Annotated in this window: 16 protein-coding genes; 11 read left to right on the top strand and 5 right to left on the bottom strand. The window is 75.0% G+C overall.

What is annotated here, in order from left to right; all coding sequences use genetic code 11:
* Window positions 1–2: 2 nt before the first annotated feature.
* Window positions 3–1,427: an NAD(P)/FAD-dependent oxidoreductase gene (locus RF644_RS14075; RefSeq protein WP_368796940.1), complete on the bottom strand. Its 1,425-nt coding sequence runs from the start codon at window positions 1,425–1,427 to the stop codon at window positions 3–5.
* Window positions 1,428–1,576: 149 nt separating this feature from the next.
* Here RF644_RS14075 and RF644_RS14070 point away from each other — a divergent pair, with 149 nt between their 5' ends.
* The 4 genes from RF644_RS14070 to RF644_RS14055 are packed head-to-tail and all read left to right on the top strand — an operon-like array spanning window position 1,577 to window position 5,238.
* Window positions 1,577–2,218: an ABC transporter permease gene (locus RF644_RS14070; RefSeq protein WP_368796939.1), complete on the top strand. Its 642-nt coding sequence runs from the start codon at window positions 1,577–1,579 to the stop codon at window positions 2,216–2,218.
* Complete coding sequence (locus RF644_RS14065) at window positions 2,211–3,452, top strand: ABC transporter ATP-binding protein (RefSeq protein ID WP_368796938.1); 1,242 nt, start codon at window positions 2,211–2,213, stop codon at window positions 3,450–3,452. Before RF644_RS14070 ends, RF644_RS14065 begins: the two co-directional genes overlap by 8 nt.
* Complete coding sequence (locus RF644_RS14060; protein ID WP_368796937.1) at window positions 3,449–4,261, top strand: ABC transporter permease; 813 nt, start codon at window positions 3,449–3,451, stop codon at window positions 4,259–4,261. The genes RF644_RS14065 and RF644_RS14060 overlap by 4 nt, the downstream gene beginning before the upstream one ends.
* Window positions 4,258–5,238: a glycine betaine ABC transporter substrate-binding protein gene (locus tag RF644_RS14055; RefSeq protein WP_368796936.1), complete on the top strand. Its 981-nt coding sequence runs from the start codon at window positions 4,258–4,260 to the stop codon at window positions 5,236–5,238. Before RF644_RS14060 ends, RF644_RS14055 begins: the two co-directional genes overlap by 4 nt.
* On the opposite strand, the gene RF644_RS14050 is transcribed toward RF644_RS14055, so the two are convergent.
* The 4 genes from RF644_RS14050 to RF644_RS14035 all read right to left on the bottom strand — a co-directional run bounded on the left by RF644_RS14050 (window position 5,196) and on the right by RF644_RS14035 (window position 11,184).
* Window positions 5,196–5,858, bottom strand: coding sequence for a hypothetical protein (locus RF644_RS14050; RefSeq protein WP_368796935.1), 663 nt, complete (start codon window positions 5,856–5,858; stop codon window positions 5,196–5,198). The genes RF644_RS14055 and RF644_RS14050 overlap by 43 nt on opposite strands.
* Before the next feature lie 52 nt (window positions 5,859–5,910).
* Window positions 5,911–6,573 carry a hypothetical protein gene (locus RF644_RS14045; protein ID WP_368796934.1) on the bottom strand — a complete coding sequence of 221 codons (663 nt, stop codon included), beginning with the start codon at window positions 6,571–6,573 and terminating at the stop codon, window positions 5,911–5,913.
* Window positions 6,570–10,199, bottom strand: a complete 3,630-nt coding sequence (locus RF644_RS14040) for a TM0106 family RecB-like putative nuclease (protein WP_368796933.1) — start codon at window positions 10,197–10,199, stop codon at window positions 6,570–6,572. The genes RF644_RS14045 and RF644_RS14040 overlap by 4 nt, the downstream gene beginning before the upstream one ends.
* Window positions 10,200–10,656: 457 nt before the next feature.
* Entirely contained in the window at window positions 10,657–11,184 is a 528-nt protein-coding gene (locus tag RF644_RS14035) for an inorganic diphosphatase (RefSeq protein WP_133411193.1), read from the bottom strand.
* Between the two features lie 235 nt (window positions 11,185–11,419).
* Here RF644_RS14035 and dacB point away from each other — a divergent pair, with 235 nt between their 5' ends.
* The 7 genes from dacB (at window position 11,420) to folE (ending at window position 19,446) form a co-directional block, all read left to right on the top strand.
* A complete protein-coding gene (gene dacB / locus RF644_RS14030) occupies window positions 11,420–12,877 on the top strand; it encodes a D-alanyl-D-alanine carboxypeptidase/D-alanyl-D-alanine-endopeptidase (RefSeq protein ID WP_368796932.1) in 1,458 nt (485 codons plus the stop codon).
* 45 nt (window positions 12,878–12,922) lie between these two features.
* Window positions 12,923–14,104 carry a zinc-dependent metalloprotease gene (locus RF644_RS14025; protein WP_368796931.1) on the top strand — a complete coding sequence of 394 codons (1,182 nt, stop codon included), beginning with the start codon at window positions 12,923–12,925 and terminating at the stop codon, window positions 14,102–14,104.
* A gap of 126 nt (window positions 14,105–14,230) precedes the next feature.
* The gene (locus tag RF644_RS14020; protein ID WP_035926022.1) at window positions 14,231–14,710 is read left to right on the top strand and encodes a hypothetical protein; all 480 of its coding nucleotides are present in this window, start codon (window positions 14,231–14,233) and stop codon (window positions 14,708–14,710) included.
* On the top strand, window positions 14,707–15,822 hold the full coding sequence (gene tilS / locus RF644_RS14015) for a tRNA lysidine(34) synthetase TilS (RefSeq protein WP_095650868.1): 1,116 nt from the start codon (window positions 14,707–14,709) through the stop codon (window positions 15,820–15,822). The genes RF644_RS14020 and tilS overlap by 4 nt, the downstream gene beginning before the upstream one ends.
* Window positions 15,812–16,363: a hypoxanthine phosphoribosyltransferase gene (gene hpt / locus RF644_RS14010; RefSeq protein ID WP_017832038.1), complete on the top strand. Its 552-nt coding sequence runs from the start codon at window positions 15,812–15,814 to the stop codon at window positions 16,361–16,363. Before tilS ends, hpt begins: the two co-directional genes overlap by 11 nt.
* A gap of 194 nt (window positions 16,364–16,557) precedes the next feature.
* Window positions 16,558–18,678 carry an ATP-dependent zinc metalloprotease FtsH gene (gene ftsH, locus RF644_RS14005; RefSeq protein WP_368796930.1) on the top strand — a complete coding sequence of 707 codons (2,121 nt, stop codon included), beginning with the start codon at window positions 16,558–16,560 and terminating at the stop codon, window positions 18,676–18,678.
* 12 nt (window positions 18,679–18,690) lie between these two features.
* Window positions 18,691–19,446, top strand: coding sequence for a GTP cyclohydrolase I FolE (gene folE, locus RF644_RS14000; protein WP_095650869.1), 756 nt, complete (start codon window positions 18,691–18,693; stop codon window positions 19,444–19,446).
* Window position 19,447 lies beyond the last annotated feature (1 nt).

The raw sequence follows: 19,447 nt of genomic DNA, 5'->3' as shown, positions 1-19,447 counted from the left end.
GCTCAGAGCCCGTACTCCTCGAGCAGCCGCAGCCAGACCTCGCTGATGGTGGGGAAGACGGGCACCGCGTGCCAGAGCCGCTCCAGCGGCACCTCGCCGACCACGGCGACGGTCGCCGCGTGCAGCAGCTCCGTCACGTCCGGGCCGGCGAAGGTCGCGCCCACGAGGGTCCGGCGCCGCCGGTCGACCACGAGCTGGGCCCAGCCCCGGTAGTCGTCGCGGTGCAGGAGCGCCCCGGCCACGTCGATGGCGTGCTCCACGACGTCCACCTCCAGGCCGTCCGTGCGGGCCTGCTCGGCGGAGCGGCCCACGGAGGCCACCGCGGGGTCGGTGAAGACCACCTGCGGGACGGCGCACCCGTCGGCGGTGGACGCGTACGGGGACCACGGGGGCGCGGACGCCCCCAGCCGGCCGGCCGCGCGCGCCACGACCGAGTCCGCGACGGCGCGCGCCTGGTACTTCCCCTGGTGGGTCAGCAGCGGCCCGCCCGCCGCGTCCCCGGCGGCGTAGAGCCAGCCGCCCTCCGCGCCCGCCACCAGGCCCGAGCCGTCGACCCGCAGCGCGGAGGGGTCCAGGCCGAGCTCCTCGAGGCCCAGGCCCGCGAGCGCGGGCCGCCGCCCCGTGCTCACCAGCAGCCGCTCCGCGGACACGGTCCCGCCGCCCTCGAGGACGAGCTCGACGCCGTCGCCGGCGGACCGGACCCGCTCCGTGGCCCGCCCCTCGACGACCGTGACGCCCTCGGCGTCGAGGGCCTCGGCGACCAGCCGCGCGGCGGTGGACGGGAAGGCGCTCAGCAGCCGGCTGCGGGCGACCACCGTGACCCGGGAGCCCAGGCGGGCGAAGGCCTGCGCGAGCTCCGTGCCGGCCACGCCCCCGCCGAGCACCGCCAGGGACCCGGGGACCTCCTGCGCGGCGGTGGCGTCCCGCGTGCCCCAGAACGGCACGTCCCCGAGACCCGGGACCGGGGGCGCGACCGGCCGCGAGCCCGTGGCCAGCACCACGGCGTGCCGGGCCTCGAGCACCCGGACGCCGCCGTCCTCGGCGGTGACCCGGACCCGCCGCGGCCCAGCCAGCGCGCCCCGGCCCCGGACCAGGTCCACGCCGGCCCCGGCCAGCCACTCCGCCTGGCCGGTGTCGTCCCAGTGCGCCGCAAACCCGTCCCGGCGGCGCAGCACCGCCGCCGCGTCCGGCGGGCCGGTGACGGCCTCGGCCGCCCCGGCCACGCCGCGGGCGGCCTCGAGGGCCGCGCCCGGGCGCAGCAGCGCCTTCGAGGGCGTGCACGCCCAGTAGGAGCACTCCCCGCCCACGAGCTCCGCCTCGACGAGCGCGGCGCTCAGCCCGCCCCGCACCACGCGGTCGGCCGCGTTCTCGCCGACCGGACCACCGCCGATCACCACCACGTCGTACCTGTCCCGGGGCTCTGTCATGCCCCGAGTCTGCCAACGGGCGCGCCGCCCGACAACAGCACCGACGGCGCTCGGGCGGGTGTGATCCGGGCCATCTCCATGAGAACGGAGTGCTAGCCTTCTTGCCAGACCGGGTGACCACGTCATCGACGACGACCGAAGGGTGTGCCGTGATCGAGTACGTGTCCGACCGGTGGGAACAGATCCTCTTCGCCAGCTGGCAGCACTTCTCCCTGGTGGTCCAATGCCTGGTCCTGGCCACGGTCCTCGCGGTGGCCCTCGCGGCGCTGTGCTACCGCTCGCCCCGGCTCACGACCGTGGCCAACAACGTCTCGGCCGTGGGGCTGACCATCCCGTCCTTCGCACTCATCGGCCTGCTGATCGCCCCGCTGGGCTTCGGGGTGACCCCCGCCGTCGTCGTCGTCACCTTCTTCGCCGTCCTCCCCGTCCTGCGCAACGCGCTCGTGGGGCTCGCCGGGGTCCCGCAGGCCACCGTGGAGGCGGCGCGCGGGCTCGGCATGAGCAGGGCGGCGACCTTCCTGCGCGTGGAGCTGCCGATGGCGTGGCCGGTCATCCAGGCCGGCATGCGGGTCTCGGCGCAGATGGTGATGGGCGTGGCCGCCATCGCCGCCTACGTGCTCGGCCCCGGTCTGGGCGGCTTCATCTTCTCGGGCCTGTCGCGGCTCGGGGGCGCCAACTCCTTCGCGTCGGTCGTCACCGGCGTCGTGGCCGTCATCGTCGTCGCACTCATCCTGGACGGGCTGCTCGTGCTGCTCGGCCGTCTCACCACATCGCGAGGTATCCGTGTCTGACTCCGTGACCACCCCCCGCACCGACTCCTCCGTCACCGGGGCCCGGATCCTGCTGGAGAACGTCTCCAAGCGCTACCCCGGGCAGGCCAAGGCCGCGGTCGACGGTCTGACGCTGGAGATCCCCGCGGGCAGCATCGTCATGCTCGTGGGCCCCTCCGGCTGCGGCAAGACCACCACGCTGAAGATGATCAACCGGCTCATCGAACCCACCGAGGGGCGGATCGTCATCGACGGCCAGGACGTGACCTCGATGAACGGCGACGAGCTGCGCCGGGGCATCGGCTACGTGATCCAGGCCGGCGGGCTGTTCCCGCACATGAGCGTGGCCACCAACATCGGCATGGTCCCGAAGATGCTCGGCTGGGACAAGCAGTGCATCGCCGCCCGCGTGGACGAGCTGCTCGAGCTCGTCTCCCTCGACCCGGCCGTCTACCGCGACCGGTACCCGAGGGAGCTCTCCGGGGGCCAGCAGCAGCGCGTCGGCGTGGCCCGCGCCCTGGCCGCGGACCCGCCGGTGCTGCTCATGGACGAGCCGTTCGGGGCGGTGGACCCCATCACCCGCCAGCGGCTCCAGGACGAGCTCATCAACATCCAGCACGAGCTGCAGAAGACCATCGTGTGCGTGACCCACGACTTCGACGAGGCGGTCAAGCTCGGCGACTGGATCGCGGTCTTCGACGAGGGCGCCCGGATCGTCCAGTACGACGCCCCGGAGCGCGTCCTGGCGGAACCGGCCGACGAGTTCGTGGAGGACTTCATCGGCTCGGGCGCGGGACTCAAGCAGCTCACCCTCACCCGGGTCCGGGAGGTGGACCTCGTCCCCGCGGTGACCACCCGCCCCGGCGAGGACGTCCGGGCGGTGCTCGGGCGGGTCGACGAGGCGGGCACCCGGGACGTCGTCGTCGTCGACGACCGCGGCCGGCCGCTGTCCTGGCCCTCCCGCCGGCAGCTCGAGCGCTTCGGGACCGTCCCCGGGGAGCGCAACGACCGTCTGCCCCTGGTCGGCACGGGCGCCACGCTCAACGACGCGCTGGACACCATGCTCGTCTCCAGCACGGGGGCCGCGCTCGTGGTGGGGGCGCGGGACCGGTTCGAGGGCGTCATCTACGTCGAGACCGTCATGGCGGCGATCACCGAGGCCCGCCGGACCGTGGCCGCGGAGGACGCGCCCCTCGGCCACAACACGGGCGAGATGCCCGCCGTCAGCGCGAGCCCGGGAGGCGGGGACCGATGAGCGCGCAGACCGAGCGCCCCGCCGCCGCGGAGCCGGAGCCCGCCGACGACCCGGTGTCACGCCCGGCCACGGCCGACCCGGACCAGCGCACCTGGAAGGGCCTGCTCCTGCAGCCCGTGGCGATCCTCGCGGCGCTGGGCCTGCTCGTGCTCTGGCTGACCACGGCGGAGCTCACCGAGACGGAGGCCGTGACCCTGAGCCCCGCATCGCTGTGGGCCCTGACCCTGGAGCACCTGCAGCTGACGGTCGTGGCCACGGTGGTGGTCCTGCTCATCGCGATCCCGGTCGGCATCCTCCTGACCCGCAGACCGCTGCGCTTCCTCACGGGCCCGGTCATCGCGCTGGCGAACGTCGGCCAGGCCGCCCCGGCGGTGGGCCTCGTCGTCCTGTTCGCCTTCTGGTTCGGCTTCGGCTTCAGGGCGGCCGTGGTCGCCCTGATCGTCTACGCGATCCTGCCCGTCCTGAAGAACACCATGGTGGGTCTCGACGGGGTGGACCGGAGCCTCGTCGAGGCGGGCCGTGGCATGGGGATGAGCGCCGCCTCGGTCCTGTTCCGGGTCGAGCTGCCCCTGGCCGTGCCCGTCATGCTGGCCGGCGTGCGCACCGCCCTGATCCTGGTGGTCGGCACCGCGACCCTCGCCACGTTCATCAACGGCGGCGGGCTCGGGCTGCTGATCACCACCGGGGTCAACCTCAACCTCGTGCGGGTGCTGATCGCCGGCTCGATCCTCGTGGCGCTGCTCGCCCTCGCCATCGACTGGGTCGGCCGTGTCGTGGAGCACGTCGCGCGGCCGAAGGGACTGCGATGAGAACCTCCCGCGCCGCCGCCGGCGTCCTGCTGCTCTCCTGCGCCGGCCTGCTGCTGACCGGCTGCGGGCTCGAGCCGTCCACGGCCTACGTGCCCGACGCCGCGCCCGGCTCCATCCGGCCCGTCGAGGGCGCGGAGGGGACCGAGGTGCGGGTGACGTCCAAGAACTTTACCGAGCAGCTCATCCTCGGCAAGATCGGGGTGCTCGCGGTGCAGGCCGCCGGCTTCGAGACCGAGGACATCACCAACGTGCCCGGGTCCCAGCCGGTGCGCGAGCTCATGCTCTCCGGGGACGCCGATCTCACCTTCGAGTACACCGGCACGGCCTGGCTGACCTACCTCGGGCGGGCGGAGGGCATCCCGGACCAGCAGGAGCAGTGGCGGGCCGTGTACGAGGAGGACCTCGGCAACGGGCTGACGTGGGGCGCCCCGGCGGCCCTCAACAACACCTACGCCATGGCCGTGCGCTCCGAGTACGCCGAGGCCAACGACCTGGCGACCGTCTCGGACATCGCGGACCTGCCGGTGGCCGAGCGGACGTTCTGCGTGGAGTCGGAGTTCAACTCCCGCAGCGACGGGATGACCCCCCTGCTGGCCCACTACGGCCTGGACCGCGGCAGCGAGGTGCCCGAGGGCAACATCGGCATCTACGACACCGGCGCGATCTACTCGGCGACCGACGACGGGGAGTGCAACTTCGGCGAGGTCTTCTCCACGGACGGCCGCATCCCGGCCCTGGACCTGACCGTGCTCGAGGACGACCGGCAGTTCTTCCCCGCCTACAACGCCGCCCCCGTCTTCAGCACGGAGCTGCTGGACGAGTTCCCCGCGCTCGAGCAGGTCCTGGAGCCGGTCGCCGCGGCGCTCACCGACGACGTGATGCAGGAGCTCAACCGGCAGGTGGACGTCGAGGGGCGGGACCCGGCCGACGTCGCCTACGAGTGGATGCTCTCCGAGGGGTTCATCGTCGAGCCCTGAGCCCCGCCCGCCGGGCCGCCCTGGGCCGGCTCGCACAGGCCCAGCAGCCGGGCCGCCGCGGGCCGGGCGTCCTGCTCCTCCTGCCACAGGGAGCGGGCCACCGCCTTGGAGACCGCCTGCGGGGAGATGCCGAGCTCGGCGGCGACGGCCTTCTGCTGACCGCGGGCCCCCGGCACGAGCAGGTCGACCACGCGCCACTCCGCGTCGCTGCGCTCCGCCACGATCCGGCCCAGCAGCCGCAGCACGGCCTGCGCCTGCGCCGCGGCCGGCGCGTCCTCGGCGACCACGCGCACCGGCACCCGGCCCGCGGCGGCCTCGGCGGCGGCGCGCGCGTGCGCGGTCCCGGGGCCGTCGGCGCGCAGGCCCGTCCGGCCGTCCGGGTCGGTCGCGGTCTCGAGCCGGACCCGCCCCACCCCGACCCCCACGCTCCAGGCCGATCCGCGCAGACCGGCGAGCGCGGCCGCGACCGCGGCGCCGGGATCGGCGGTGATGCCCTGCACCGCGTGCGCCCGGGCGCGCTGGAACGGCACCACGGTCTCGAGGTCCGCGAGGCGGCGCAGGAGGCCCGGCACGAGGTCGCCCGCCTCGCGGCGGCGCTGGTCCAGGGTCACGACGTACACGGTCCCAGTATCGGGCACGGGGGCCGCGGGGGAGCGGGGGCGCGGCGGGGACTCACTCCCAGAACCGCGGCTCGATGTCGACCCCCTGCACGATGAGCTCGTCCTCGAGGGGCTCCCGGCACACCACCGGCAGGCGCAGGCAGCCGATGCGGTCGTCGGGGCCGAAGTAGGCGGTGAGCCGGTCGAAGCCCTGCCGGAACGGGGCCAGCTCCTTGGCCGTGGCGGCGACCTCCGCCAGGTCGGCGTCGGAGCCGAGCACCCAGAAGGAGTCCGGGTCGGTCAGCTGGAGCAGTCCCACGGCCGCCCCGGCGTCGTTGTTCTCGGTCCCGGCCCAGCCCGGGGCCCGCAGCCACCCGCCCGGTGCTGCCGCGCCCAGGGCCGGCGCCAGGGGGTCGTACTCCCACGCCCGGGCCCGCTGCAGCCACGCGGGCGGCGCCGGGAGGTAGAGCGGGCCGTCGAGGTCCACGGGCCACCGGGCGGCGGCGAACGCCCCGGCGTCCACGCGGTCCCAGAACTGCTCCGCGGTGAGGTCGGTGCCCACGCTGTTGAGCGCCGCCCCGGGATCGTCCTGGCGCATGCCGTGCCAGTAGGTGGGGCGGGTCCGGACGTCGGCGCGCCGCAGCAGGGCGTCCAGCTCCTCCAGGTGGGCCGGCTCGCCGAGCACCACCGTCCTGGACTCGAAGTGCAGGACGTAGGGCACGCGCTCGGTGCTCACGGCAGCCCCGCGGGCCGTCCGCGGCGGCACAGCCGCGTGAAGCGGCCGAGCACCTGCAGCGCCTCCGGGGTGGCGGGCAGGTAGTCCGTCAGGGCGGGGGAGCGCACCACCACGGCGCACCACTGCCCCCGGGAGACCGCCACGTTGAGCCGGTTGGGGGAGAGCAGGAACTCCATCCCGCGGGGGCCGTCGGCGGCGGAGGCGGCCATCGACACGATCACGACGGGGGCCTCCTGGCCCTGGAACCGGTCGACGGTGCCCACCCGGACCCCGCCGCCGTCCTCGTCCCGCAGGCCCGCGGCGGCGAGCTCCCGGCCGATCAGCTCGACCTGGGCGTTGTACGCGGCCACCACGAGCACGTCCTCGGGCGCCAGCGGCACGGGGGGCGCCCCCGGGCCTGAGCGCCACGGCGTCCCGGCGAACCCGTGCACCAGCTCCACGACGCGCCGGGCTTCCTCGGGGGAGGCCGTGCGGTTGCCGGTGTGCTCGACGTAGCAGGTGCGCAGGCCCGGGGCCACGCCGGTGAGCTCTCGGCGGCCCGCGGCCGGAGCGGACCCGAGCCGCCCGGCGTAGGAGAGCTCGGAGACCGGTTCGCACAGGGCCGGGTGCATCCGCCAGGTGCGGTCCAGGAAGTAGCCGTGCTCGGCGGGCAGCGTGGGCGAGCCGTGGGAGAGCCAGCCCAGCGCCGACTCGTCCACGGGCAGGGGGTGGGTGCCCTGCGAGACCTGCGGCAGCTGCTGCGGGTCGCCCAGCAGCAGCAGGCGCCGCGCGGCCCGGGACACGGCCAGGGTGTTGGCCAGCGAGTACTGCCCGGCCTCGTCGACCACGAGCAGGTCCAGGGCCTCGTCCTCGAGGTGCTTGGCGTTGGAGAAGTCCCACGCGGTGCCGCCCACCACGGCGCCGCCGTCCGCCAGGAACGCGGCGAAGTCCTTCCCCGGGACCTCGCGCCACGGCGTCGCCCGGTCCGCGGGGCGGCCCGAGGGCGGCTTCTTGCCGACGCGCTCGGGGGCGACCCCGCCCTTCTCGAGCACCCCGGTGAGGAGGTTCTCGACGACGGCGTGGGACTGCGCCACCACGCCGATCCGCCAGCCGGCCTCCACGAGCCGGCCGATCACGTGGGAGCCGAGGAACGTCTTGCCGCTGCCCGGGGGCCCCTGGACGGCGAGGAAGCTGCGGTCGAGGGAGCGCAGGGCCCGCACCACGGCGTCGATCGTGCCGTCGGGGCCGTCGTGCGGGCGGGGCAGGGGGCTCCCGTCCGCGGGCCGCGGCGCCCGGCGCTGCAGCAGCTCGAGGCCGGGCTGCCGCGGGAGCTCCGGCAGGGCGTCGGCCGTGCGGGCGGCGAGGGTCTGCAGGGACTCCTCGAGGGAGCGGGCGGCGATCGGCTGGGCCGGGCCCAGCGCGATCGGCAGCTCCGTCCAGGGCTCGGGAGCCGGGGCGTCCCGCGGCTTCTTGAGCCGTTCGCGCACGGTGAGCACCGCCGTGCCGTCCTCGTGCTCCTCCACGTCCTCGAGAGCGGCGGTCCAGTCCCCGGCGCGGCCGCTGCCGCGCGGGGCGGCGTCCTCGGCCAGGTGCGCGGGCACGGGGGCCCCGTACATCAGGAACAGCCCGGCGGTGCCGGGTTTAGGCGTGGAGCCCTCGCCGAACCGGCCTGCGAGGCGCAGGAGCCGGGTGGGTGCGGCGCTGCTGCGCTTGCCCGGGTCCTTCGCCCAGTCCTCGAGGACCTCCGCGCGCCGGACCACGAACACGTCGCGGGTGTCCTCCCAGTCCTCCACGGGGCCCTCGAGGCGGTCGAAGTGGGACCACCAGTACTGCTTGCGCTCGCGCCGGTGGTAGCCGGTGGCGGAGGCGACCATCGCGACGGCCGTGCGCTGCTCCTCGGTTAGGGCGTCCCGCGCGGACGGGTCGTCCAGGTGCTCGTGCAGGCGCTGCTCGGCACCGGTCATCCCGGCGTCCGGCAGCTCCTCGGGCAGCTCGAGCCGCTCCTGGGCGGGGCGCGGCGGGTGGTCCGCCGGGTCCGGGGAGATCCCGGCGAGGCCCAGCAGCCAGTCCCGCAGCCGCAGGGTCGAGAGGCAGTCGTAGGCGTTGTAGTCGGCGATCCCGGCCAGCAGCCGCGCCGCGTCCTCCTCCCGCCCGGCCGCCCGGGCCGTGCACCAGTCGGCGTAGGCGACCACCGAGGCACCGGCGTCCACGACGTCCCCGGTGCGCAGGTGCTCGCCCATGTAGAGCGGCTCCAGCTTCTTGATGGAGTACGAGCTCTCCGACAGCCGCAGGCTTGCCCGCACGGTGTCGTAGAGGTCCACCAGCACGTTCTCGCGCAGCAGCTCGTCCACGGCGTCCTCGCCCACCGCGTGCACGAGCGAGAGCCGGCGCAGGGCCGCCTTCTCGTAGTTCGCGTAGTGGTAGACGTGCATGCCGGGGAAGCGCCGGCGCCGTTCGGCCACGTAGTCGAGGAACGCCAGGAGCGCGTCCCGCTCCTGGGCCCGGGAGTGCGCCCAGAACGGACGGAAGACGGGGGCGGCGCCGGGCTCCGGGGGCTGCTCCACGACGCCGAACAGGTACTCGAGCCCCCAGGACGTCGCATCCCCCGGGTCCTGCCACAGCGGGTCGCCCTCGAAGTCGAAGAACACGTCCCCGGCGTCCGGGGCGGGCAGCCGCCGCACGGGGTCCGTGGCCGTGACCCGGTAGGCGACCCGGCGGGTCCCCCCGTCCTTCCGGTACTCGACCGAGCCGTCCTCCCCGCCCCGGCCGGTCTGCATGGCCGCCTGGTCCCGCAGCCGCCGCAGCGCGGCGGGGAGCCGCCGGTCCTCCAGCAGCGCGAGCTCGTCGACGGTGCGCACGCCGTGCCGGTCGCGCAGCGTGCGGCGCACCCGCACGGACAGCCCCGCCGTCAGCAGCAGATCCCGGTGCTCGGCGACGGCCCGGGCGCAGTGCTCGCACCGGCCGCAGCGGGCGACGTCGTCGTCCTGCCAGTCCACGGGCCCGGTCCGCGCCCGGTGCGCGGCGGCGGCCGCGACGAACCGCTCCCGGCGCTCGCGGTAGACCGCCAGGTGCTCGGAGACGGGGAAGACCGCCTCCCGCTGGTCGCCGAGGACCAGGGTGACCTCGGGGGCCACGTCCACCCCGGCCCGCTCGAGCTGGTCGGCGTAGGCGGCGAGCTGGAGCAGGGCGGTGACCTTGGCGTGCCGGGCGAGCTTGGTGTCGTGCACCGCGTACGCGCCGTCCGGGCGGCGGACGAGGAAGTCGGCGCGGCCGTGGAAGGCGCCGTCGAAGAAGGAGGCCTGGAAGACCACGTCGGCGCCCGCGCGCAGGGCGTCCAGGGACTCGGCGTGCTTGGCGGTCAGCTCGTCCCGGTCCATCCGCCGGGCCGGCTCGACCTCGTGCACGCCCCGTCCGGTCGTCGCGTCCCAGGGGCCGAACGCCGCCAGGTGCGCGGCCAGGACCCGGTGCTCGTGGGCGTCGCCCAGCTCGGCCGTGCGGGCGAGCATCGCGTCCCGCTCCGGGGCCCGGCGGGGCGCCCGCCCCAGCTTCTCGTCCAGGACGCACAGGCTCGCGTAGGGGCACTCGGCCGCGCGCACCAGGTCGCTCGCGGAGAAGACGAGGTCCGCCTCGGGGCCCAGCAGGAACATGCGCATCCTTCCGACGGCGCCGGGTCCGTCCCGGGTCCGCGTCCATCGAACCACAGGGACCGGACGTCACAAGGAGGGCGGGACCGGCAGCGCAGGACGGGGATCGGCCGGCAGGTCCTCGGACCTGCCGGCCGACTCCCGGGGACCGGTGACCGGCCCGCCGGGATGGACCGGGAGAGATCGATGGGATGCGGCGCGGGTGGGGGGACCCCCGCCGCCACCGGGCACCTCGCGGGTGCGCTCCGGCGACCTCGATCCCGGTCGGCGGCCCGGATGCCGATGGGGGGATGCATCCTGGGGCCGTCGGGCCGGCTGAGCCGGCCGATCCCAATATAACGAAAATCATGGAATCCCTGTAGGGCGCACGTCACGCGCCGACCCGGGCCGGGCCCGGGGCCCCGGACGCGCGGGGGCCGGGGACCCCTCCGGTCCCCGGCCCCCGCGCGTGCCCGTCCGCTCAGTCGGTGGACGCGGCCTTCTCCTCGGCCTCGGCGGCCGAGTCGTAGTGGGACTGCTCGAAGCGCTCGCGGGCCTCCTCGACGAGGCGCTCGGCGGTCTCCCGGCCCTCCCAGCCCTCGCCCTTGACCCACTTGTTGGGCTCGAGGTCCTTGTAGCGCTCGAAGAAGTGCTGGATCTCCTTGAGCTTGTACTCGTCGATGTCGTCGAGACCCTGGATGTGGTCGTAGCGCTTGTCTGTGGACACGCACAGGATCTTCGCGTCCCCGCCGGCCTCGTCGTTCATGTTGAACACGGCGATGGGGCGAGACTCCACGAGCACGCCCGGGACGATCTCGAAGTCCAGGAGCACGAGGGCGTCCAGCGGGTCGCCGTCCTCGCCCAGGCTGTCCTCGAAGTAGCCGTAGTGCGCGGGGTACTGCATCGACGTGAACAGGACGCGGTCCAGGCGGAGGCGGCCGGTCTCGTGGTCGATCTCGTACTTGACGCGCGATCCCCGGGGGATCTCGATGGTGACGTCCAACTCCATGGTGCTTCTCCTCGTGCTGGATGGGCCCGGAAGGGCCGGAAAGGGCTGACAGCGGCCGAGCGCGGCCGCACCACCCGGGCGGGGTGGGGCAGATCCGAGACCCACGATAGCGGCGGCCCCGCGGGCGGCGGTAACCGTCCGGCCCGCCACGGGGCCGCGCCCGGGCCGCCGCGGCCCCGCCCCGGGGCCGGCGCCGGAGCCGCCGCGGCGCCGCGGACCGGGCCACAATGGGGGCATGAGCAGTCCCCGACGCCACGGTCCCCTCGCCGGACGACGGCGGCCGCGGGCCCGTCCGGGCCCCGGTCACCGTGCCCTGACGGCGCTGCTCGCCGCCGGCTGCGTGGGCGTGGCGGGCTGGCTGCACCCCCACTGGGCCCCCGCGCTGGGCCTGGGCGGGGACGACCTCCCGGCGGCCCGCGTCCTCCCCGTAGGGGCGCCCGCTCCCGCCGGGGCCGTGCCCCCCGACCCGGCCGCCCCCGTGCCAGGCGCCGACGAGGTGGCCGCGGCGGTGGAGCCCGTGCTCGCCGGGGCCGCCGCCGGACGGCGCTCCGTCCTCGTGGCCGACGCCCTCACCGGGGAGCCGCTGCTCGAGCGGGACGCGGACGCGCCCCTGGTCCCGGCCTCCAACCAGAAGCTCGTCACGGCGCTGTCCCTGCTCACCCACGCCGACCCCGGCCGGCGGCTGCGCACCACGGTGGTCGAGGGGCCGGAGCCGGGCACGGTGGTGCTGGTGGCCGGCGGGGACACCCTGCTGAGCCCGGGCGGCTCCGACCCGGACGCCGTGCTGGGCCGGGCCGGGATCCGGACCCTGGCGCAGGAGACGGCCGAGGCGCTCGCCGAGCGGGGGGCGGCCGGGCCCACCGCCGTGCGGTGGGACGCGAGCCTGTTCGCCGGACCGGACGTCAACGAGGACTGGGCCGCGGGGGACGTCGCGGCGGGGCAGATCGGGCCGGTCGCGCCCATGGCGTTCTGGTCCCACCGCGTGCCCGCGGGGGAGGGCCCGTCGGCGGAGCGGCCCGTGGACGCGGCGCAGGACGTCGCCGAGGTCTTCGCGGCCGAGCTCGCGGCCCGGCTCCCCGGGGGCGGGGCGCCCTCCGTCCCCGGGGTCGCGCCCGACCGGGCGCCCGAGGGCGCGGCCGAGCTGGCCGCCGTCGAGTCCGCGACCCTCGCCGAGCAGGCCGAGCTCATGCTGCAGGACTCCGACAACCACCTCGCCGAGGTCCTCTCGCGGCTCGCGGCCCGGGCCGCGGACCGGCCCGCGAGCATCGCCGGCGGCCGTGCCGCCGCGGCCGCGGCGCTCGAGGCGCACGGCGTCCCGGCGCCGGGCGCCGTGCTCTCCGACGCGTCCGGGATGTCCCTGCGCAACCGGATCCCCGCCCGCGCGCTCGAGCAGGTCGTGCGGGCCATGGTCACCGACCCCACGGGGGCGCTGACCCCCGGCGCCCGGGCGCTCCCGGTGGCCGGCGGCAGCGGGACCCTCGCCGGCCGGTTCGACGACGACGCCGAGCGCCCCGGGCGGGGCCTGGCGCGGGCGAAGACGGGCACGCTGAACTCCGTGGTCGCCCTCAGCGGGCACGTCAGCACGGACGGGGGGCGGCTGCTGACGTTCTCCGTGGTGCTCAACGAGGTCGCCGACCCCGCCGCCGCCCGGGACGCCGTGGACCGCGCGGTGGCGGCCCTGGCCCTCCTGTGACGGCCCGCGCCGGCCGCTCCCAGGCGCGTGTGGTTGCATGAGGCCATGAGCGCAGCACAACGACCGCCGGAGACGGACGCGCCCGGGATCGTCCGGTGGGACCTCGCGGCCTCCGCCGCGGCCCGGCTCACGCCGCCGGGGCCGAGGATGTCCGCCCGGGCCATGCAGACGGCGGTGGCCTCCATGCGCCGCCACGCCGAGGCGTCCGTGGACCACGTCCACCGGATCACCGGACTCGAGGCGGCGCGGGACCTGCGGGACTCCACCGTGCTCGTCGTGGACCGCGCCGGGTGGTCGAAGGCCAACGCCCAGGCCTTCGAGGTCCTCATGGAACCGGCGGTCGAGGCCCTGCGCCGGCGCCGCCCGGAGCAGTTCGGCGCGGCCGCCACCGCCCTCGGCGGCACGGCCACCGCCATGGAGATGGCGGCGGTCCTCGGGTTCCTCTCCGCGAAGGTCCTGGGCCAGTACGACCCGTACGCCGGGCTGGTCTCCGCCGTGGCCGCGCAGCGGCACCCCGGCGGGCGGCTGATGCTCGTCGCGCCCAACATCCTCACGGTCGAGCGGGAGCTCAACGTCGAGCCGGAGGACTTCCGGCTGTGGGTCTGCCTGCACGAGCAGACCCACCGCGTCCAGTTCGCCGCGGCCCCGTGGCTGCGCGAGCACATGATCGAGCAGATCAACGAGCTCGCCGACTCCCTCATGGGGCACGCCGAGACCCTCGGGGCGCGGCTCACGGAGGCGGTCCGCTCCCTGCCCGGGCGCGGCGCGGGGGCGGAGGAGCCCCGGGCCTCCCTCGGCGTGGTGAGCCTGCTCATGGGGCGGCGGGAGCGGGAGGTGCTCTCCCACCTCACCGCCGTGATGAGCCTGCTCGAGGGGCACGCGAACTTCGTGATGGACGGGGTGGACGCCTCCGTGGTGCCCTCCGTGAAGACGATCCGGCGGCGCTTCGAGCGGCGCTCCGAGCTCCAGGGCAGCCTCGACCGCTTCGTCCGGCGCCTGCTCGGGATGGACGCGAAGATGCGCCAGTACAGCGACGGCCAGCGGTTCGTCACGACCGTGGTGGGGACCGTGGGACTGGAGTCGTTCAACCGGATCTGGGAGGCCCCGGAGCACCTGCCCACGGAGGCCGAGATCCACGCCCCGGAGCGCTGGATCGAGCGCGTGCTGGGCCCGGGCGCACCGCCCCGCCGGCCCCTCCCCGCCCCGGAGCCGCCGGGAATGTGGTAGACACCACGCACCCCCGTTTGACATGCAGATTCATACACATTAGGGGTGGGGCGCCCCGCCCCGGAGACCTCGGTCACAGCGCGACACGCGGTAGGTCGGATCACCTTTGTGTGACAAAATCTTTACGTGAGCACAGAGAATATCGAACAGCAGGTCAAGCTGTACGGCCAGCCCCTGTCGGAGCGCTTCGGCACGGTCGTCCAGGCCTACGGCATCACGCAGCGGCGGCTGGCCGAGGTCCTCGGCCTCTCCGCCCCCATGCTGTCGCAGCTCAACAGCGGCCGCCGGATCAAGATCGGCAACCCGGCGGTCTACGAGCGCCTGGTGATGCTGGAGCAGCGCATCGGCACCCCCGACATCGAGGAGGTCCTCGCCGCGGTCGAGGCCTCGCAGCCCGTGCTGTCGACCACGCAGATCCAGGCCGGCATCCACAGCGAGACCAACGCCGTGGCGGCCCTCGCCCACGTGGTCCCGCGGCAGGAGCTCGAGGCCGCCCTGGACCTGCTCGGCGAGACCGCCCCGACCCTCGCCAAGGTCGTGCGCCTGGCCGTGCGGGAGTCGCAGAACCAGCAGGCCGCGAGCGACCGCGAGGACGCCCGCCGGTGACCCAGTTCGCCCGCCGCGGCCGACTGTCCCCGGACGTCGCCGCGGGGCGGCGCCGTGTGCTCGACTCCGTCCGGCAGCACGTCCCCCGGACCTCCGCGGAGCCCCCGCTCGTGCTGGTGGCCTGCAGCGGCGGGCCCGACTCCCTCGCGCTGGCCGCCGCCGCCGCCCACTTCGCCCGGCGCGGCACGCTGCGCGTGGGCGCCGTGGTGGTCGACCACGGCCTCCAGGAGGACTCCGCGGCGGTCGCGGCCCGCGCCGCCCGCACGCTCGAGCAGACCGGGCTGGCGCCCGTCGTCGTCACGGCCGTGACCGTGCGCCGGGACGCGGGCGGTCCCGAGATGGCGGCCCGCACCGCCCGCTACGCGGGCATCGCGGAGGTCGTGGGGCGCACGGGCGCCGACGCCGTGCTGCTCGGGCACACCCTGGACGACCAGGCGGAGTCCGTCCTGCTGGGCCTCGCCCGCGGCTCCGGCACCCGCTCGCTGGCCGGGATGCCCCCCGTGCGCGAGCTCGACGGCGTCACCTACCTCCGCCCGTTCCTCGACCTCTCCCGCGCGCAGACCCTGGAGATCTGCGCCGCCGAGCAGCTCGAGCCCTGGCACGACCCCACGAACCGGGACACCACCCTGATGCGCTCCCGGGTCCGCCACCGCGTGCTCCCGCTGCTGGAGGACGAGCTCGGACCCGGTCTGGCCCGTGCCCTGGCCCGGTCCGCCGCGATCCTCGGCCCCGACGCGGACTACCTCGACGGCGCCGCGGGGGAGCTGCTCGAGCGCGCCCGCGCCGCCGCCCCGGAGCTGCCCGGCTCCCTGGCCCTGGACCTCGCCACGGTACGGGCCGCGCACCCCGCGCTGCGCCGCCGCGCCCTGTCGGCGGCCGTGGTCGCCGCCGGCGGGCAGACCCCGGCCTACGAGCGGCTCGGCGCGCTGGACGAGTTCGCCGCGGGGCACGGGGCCGCGGGGCCCGTGCAGATGGCGGGTAAGGTGTCGGTGTGGCGCCGCCGCCCGACGGCGGGCACCCGTGGCCCGGGGCACCTGGAGCTCGTCCGCCCGCGGCCTGCGAGCGCCACCCGACCCGCATCCGCATCACCCGAGGAGCGCCGTGAAGGCTGAGGACGTCCAGGGGGATCTCACCGAGGTCCTGTACAGCAAGGAAGACATCGACACGAGGATCGCCGAGCTGGCGGCCGCCGTGGACGCCGACTACCGGGGCCGGGACGTCCTGCTCGTGGGCGTGCTCAAGGGCGCGGTGATGGTCATGGCCGACCTGTGCCGGGCGCTCCAGGGCCAGTACCCCATGGACTGGATGGCCGTGTCCTCCTACGGCTCCGGAACCAAGTCCTCGGGCGTGGTCCGCATCCTGAAGGACCTGGACACGGACCTCACGGGGCGGGACGTGCTCATCGTGGAGGACATCATCGACTCGGGCCTGACCCTGTCCTGGCTGCGCGCCAACCTCGAGTCCCGCGGCACGGCCTCGGTCGAGATCTGCGCCCTGCTGCGCAAGCCCGAGGCCGCGAAGACCTCCATCGACGTCAAGTACGTGGGCTGGGACATCCCCAACGAGTTCGTGGTGGGCTACGGGCTCGACTACGCCGAGAAGTACCGCAACCTCGACTGCATCGCGACCCTGGCGCCGCACGTCTACGAGTGAGCCGGCGCCCCGGCCGGGCGTGCGCCGCGGCGGTTCCCGGGCCGGGTGTCCGCTGACAGGGAACTCCCGGCCCGTCCGGGGCCCGACCCCGAGTCCGGGCTGTACATTGTAGGTCTGCGTCCCCTGGACCTCCGGCCCTGGGCGGGCACGGGCTCGAGGGGGCCCGGACAACCATCCACGGGAGGATCAGCGGCTTGGCCACGGCGAAAAAACCCAACAACTTCTTCAGGGGACCCTGGTTCTGGGTCCTGCTGGCCGCTCTGATCCTCTTCCCCCTGGTGGGCACGCTCACCACGGGCTCCTCCGGGCGCGTGGACACCAACGTCGGCCTGCAGCTGCTCCGCGAGGGCCAGGTCGCCGAGGCGAAGATCTACGACGGCCAGCAGAAGGTCGAGCTCCAGCTGGAGGAGGACCTCTCCCTCGACGGCCGCGACCTCGGGCGCAGCGTGGAGTTCTACTACGTCACCCCGCGCGGGGAAGAGGTCGTCGACGCGATGAACGCGGCGGACCTCCAGGGGTTCACGGACCAGCCCGTCGAGTCGAACTGGTTCACCAGCCTCCTCGGCTTCATGCTGCCGTTCCTGATCATCCTCGCCATCTTCTGGTTCGTGTTCTCCCGGATGCAGGGGGGCGGGTCCCAGGTCATGCGCTTCGGCCGCTCGCGGGCCAAGATGTTCGACAAGGACAACCCCACGGTGACCTTCGCCGACGTCGCCGGCGCGGACGAGGCCGTGCAGGAGCTCGACGAGATCAAGCAGTTCCTGGTGGAGCGGGAGCGCTTCACCGCCCTCGGCGCGAAGGTGCCCAAGGGCGTGCTGCTCTACGGCCCGCCCGGCACCGGCAAGACCCTGCTCGCGCGGGCGGTGGCCGGCGAGGCCGGCGTGCCCTTCTTCTCGATCTCCGGCTCCGACTTCGTCGAGATGTTCGTGGGCGTGGGCGCCTCCCGGGTCCGCGACCTGTTCCAGCAGGCCAAGGAGAACGCGCCGGCCATCATCTTCGTGGACGAGATCGACGCCGTGGGCCGCCAGCGCGGCGCGGGCATGGGCGGCGGCAACGACGAGCGCGAGCAGACCCTCAACCAGCTGCTCGTCGAGATGGACGGCTTCGACGCCACCACCAACGTCATCCTGATCGCCGCGACCAACCGCCCCGACGTCCTGGACCCGGCGCTGCTGCGCCCGGGCCGCTTCGACCGCCAGATCGGTGTGGAGGCCCCCGACATGAAGGGCCGCCTGCAGATCCTCCGGGTGCACTCGCAGGGCAAGCCGCTCGCGGACAACGTGGACCTCGCCGCCGTGGCCAAGCGCACCCCCGGCTTCACGGGCGCCGAGCTCGCCAACGTGATGAACGAGGCCGCGCTGCTGACGGCCCGCTCCCACGCCCAGCTCATCGACGACCGCGCCGTGGACGAGGCGATCGACCGGGTCATCGCCGGTCCGCAGAAGCGCAGCCGGATCATGAAGGAGCTCGAGCGCAAGGTCACCGCCTACCACGAGGGCGGGCACGCGCTCGTGGCCGCGGCCCTGCGCAACACGGACCCGGTCACGAAAATCACCATCCTGCCCCGCGGCCGGGCCCTGGGCTACACCATGGTCATGCCCATGGACGACAAGTACTCGACCACCCGCAACGAGCTGCTCGACCAGATGGCCTACGCCATGGGCGGGCGCGCGGCGGAGGAGATCGTGTTCCGGGACCCGTCCACCGGCGCGTCCAACGACATCCAGAAGGCCACCGACACGGCCCGCAAGATGGTCACCCAGTACGGCATGAGCGCCCGCGTGGGCTCGATCAAGCTGGGCGGGGACAGCTCCGAGCCGTTCCTCGGCCGGGACGCCGCCGGCTCGGGCCGGGAGTACTCCGAGCGCACCGCCGCGATCGTCGACGAGGAGGTGCGGGCCCTGCTGGACCAGGCCCACGACGAGGCGCACGCGATCCTCATGGACAACCGCCCCGTCCTCGACCGGCTCGCCCTCGAGCTGCTCGAGAAGGAGACGCTCAACGAGGCGCAGATCGCGGACCTCTTCCACGACATCCGCAAGCGGGACCTGCGGCCCGTGTGGCTGTCCAAGGACACCCGGCCGCTCTCCGAGGACCCGCCCGTGGTCACACAGGCCGAGCGCGAGGAGGCCCGGCGGCTGCACGCCCAGGACCCCGCGACCCTGGCCCCGCAGGACCAGGCGGCCGCCGCGAAGCCGGAGCACCCCCTCGAGGTCCCGGAGCGCGGGCACTCGGTGCCGCCGGGGGAGGGGGCGGGCTCCTCGAGCACCACCGGGCCCTCCGCGGAGCGCACCCCGGGGGCCGGCACGGACTGAGCCGGGCCTAGGATGGAGCGACAGCCGGTCGCGTCCGCCGACTCCCGTCCCGTCCGGCAGACCCCGCCGCACCGGCAGATCCCGAAGGAGGGCGCGTTGCCCCACGAGGCCCGCACGAAGCAGACGAGCGCGCACGACCTGCGCGCGGAGGCGTTCGACCCGCCGTACCCCGACCCCGCCCCCGCGCTGGAGGCCGGCGCCGGGGCGGTCGACCAGCCGCGCGTCGCGGCGGCCGTGCGCGAGCTGCTGCTGGCGATCGGCGAGGACCCGGACCGGGACGGCCTGCAGGGCACCCCGGGACGCGTGGCGCGGGCGTACGCGGAGATGTTCGCGGGCCTGCACCAGGACCCCGCCGAGATCCTCGGGACGACCTTCGACATCGGCCACTCCGAGATGGTCCTCGTCAAGGACATCCCCTTCTACTCGACCTGCGAGCACCACCTCGTCCCGTTCCACGGGCACGCCCACGTGGGCTACATCCCCGGCCACGACGGGATGGTCACCGGCCTGAGCAAGCTCGCCCGCCTCGTGGACCTCTTCGCCCGCCGGCCCCAGGTCCAGGAGCGGCTGACCACCCAGGTGGTGGAGGCGATCGTGGAGCACCTCCAGCCGGCCGGGGTGATCGTGGTGGTCGAGTGCGAGCACCTGTGCATGTCCATGCGCGGGGTGCGCAAGCCGGGCGCCAAGACCGTCACCTCGGCCGTGCGCGGACAGCTGCGCGAGCCCGCCACCCGCGCCGAGGCGATGAGCCTCATCCTGGGGCGCTGAG

This window comes from Kocuria sp. CPCC 205258 (genome assembly GCF_040981005.1).
Classification (GTDB): Bacteria; Actinomycetota; Actinomycetes; order Actinomycetales; family Micrococcaceae; genus Kocuria; species Kocuria rosea.
Note: the sequence above shows the minus strand (reverse complement) of the source record. Positions and strands in the feature narration are given on the sequence as shown.

Excerpts from the sequence above, each read along its gene's own strand:
- dacB (WP_368796932.1), top strand. The coding sequence starts at position 11,420 with ATGAGCAGTCCCCGACGCCACGGTCCCCTCGCCGGACGACGGCGGCCG.
- folE (WP_095650869.1), top strand. The coding sequence starts at position 18,691 with ATGGAGCGACAGCCGGTCGCGTCCGCCGACTCCCGTCCCGTCCGGCAG.
- RF644_RS14060 (WP_368796937.1), top strand. The coding sequence starts at position 3,449 with ATGAGCGCGCAGACCGAGCGCCCCGCCGCCGCGGAGCCGGAGCCCGCC.
- RF644_RS14025 (WP_368796931.1), top strand. The coding sequence starts at position 12,923 with ATGAGCGCAGCACAACGACCGCCGGAGACGGACGCGCCCGGGATCGTC.
- RF644_RS14055 (WP_368796936.1), top strand. The coding sequence starts at position 4,258 with ATGAGAACCTCCCGCGCCGCCGCCGGCGTCCTGCTGCTCTCCTGCGCC.
- RF644_RS14035 (WP_133411193.1), bottom strand. The coding sequence starts at position 11,184 with ATGGAGTTGGACGTCACCATCGAGATCCCCCGGGGATCGCGCGTCAAG.
- RF644_RS14040 (WP_368796933.1), bottom strand. The coding sequence starts at position 10,199 with ATGTTCCTGCTGGGCCCCGAGGCGGACCTCGTCTTCTCCGCGAGCGAC.
- RF644_RS14075 (WP_368796940.1), bottom strand. The coding sequence starts at position 1,427 with ATGACAGAGCCCCGGGACAGGTACGACGTGGTGGTGATCGGCGGTGGT.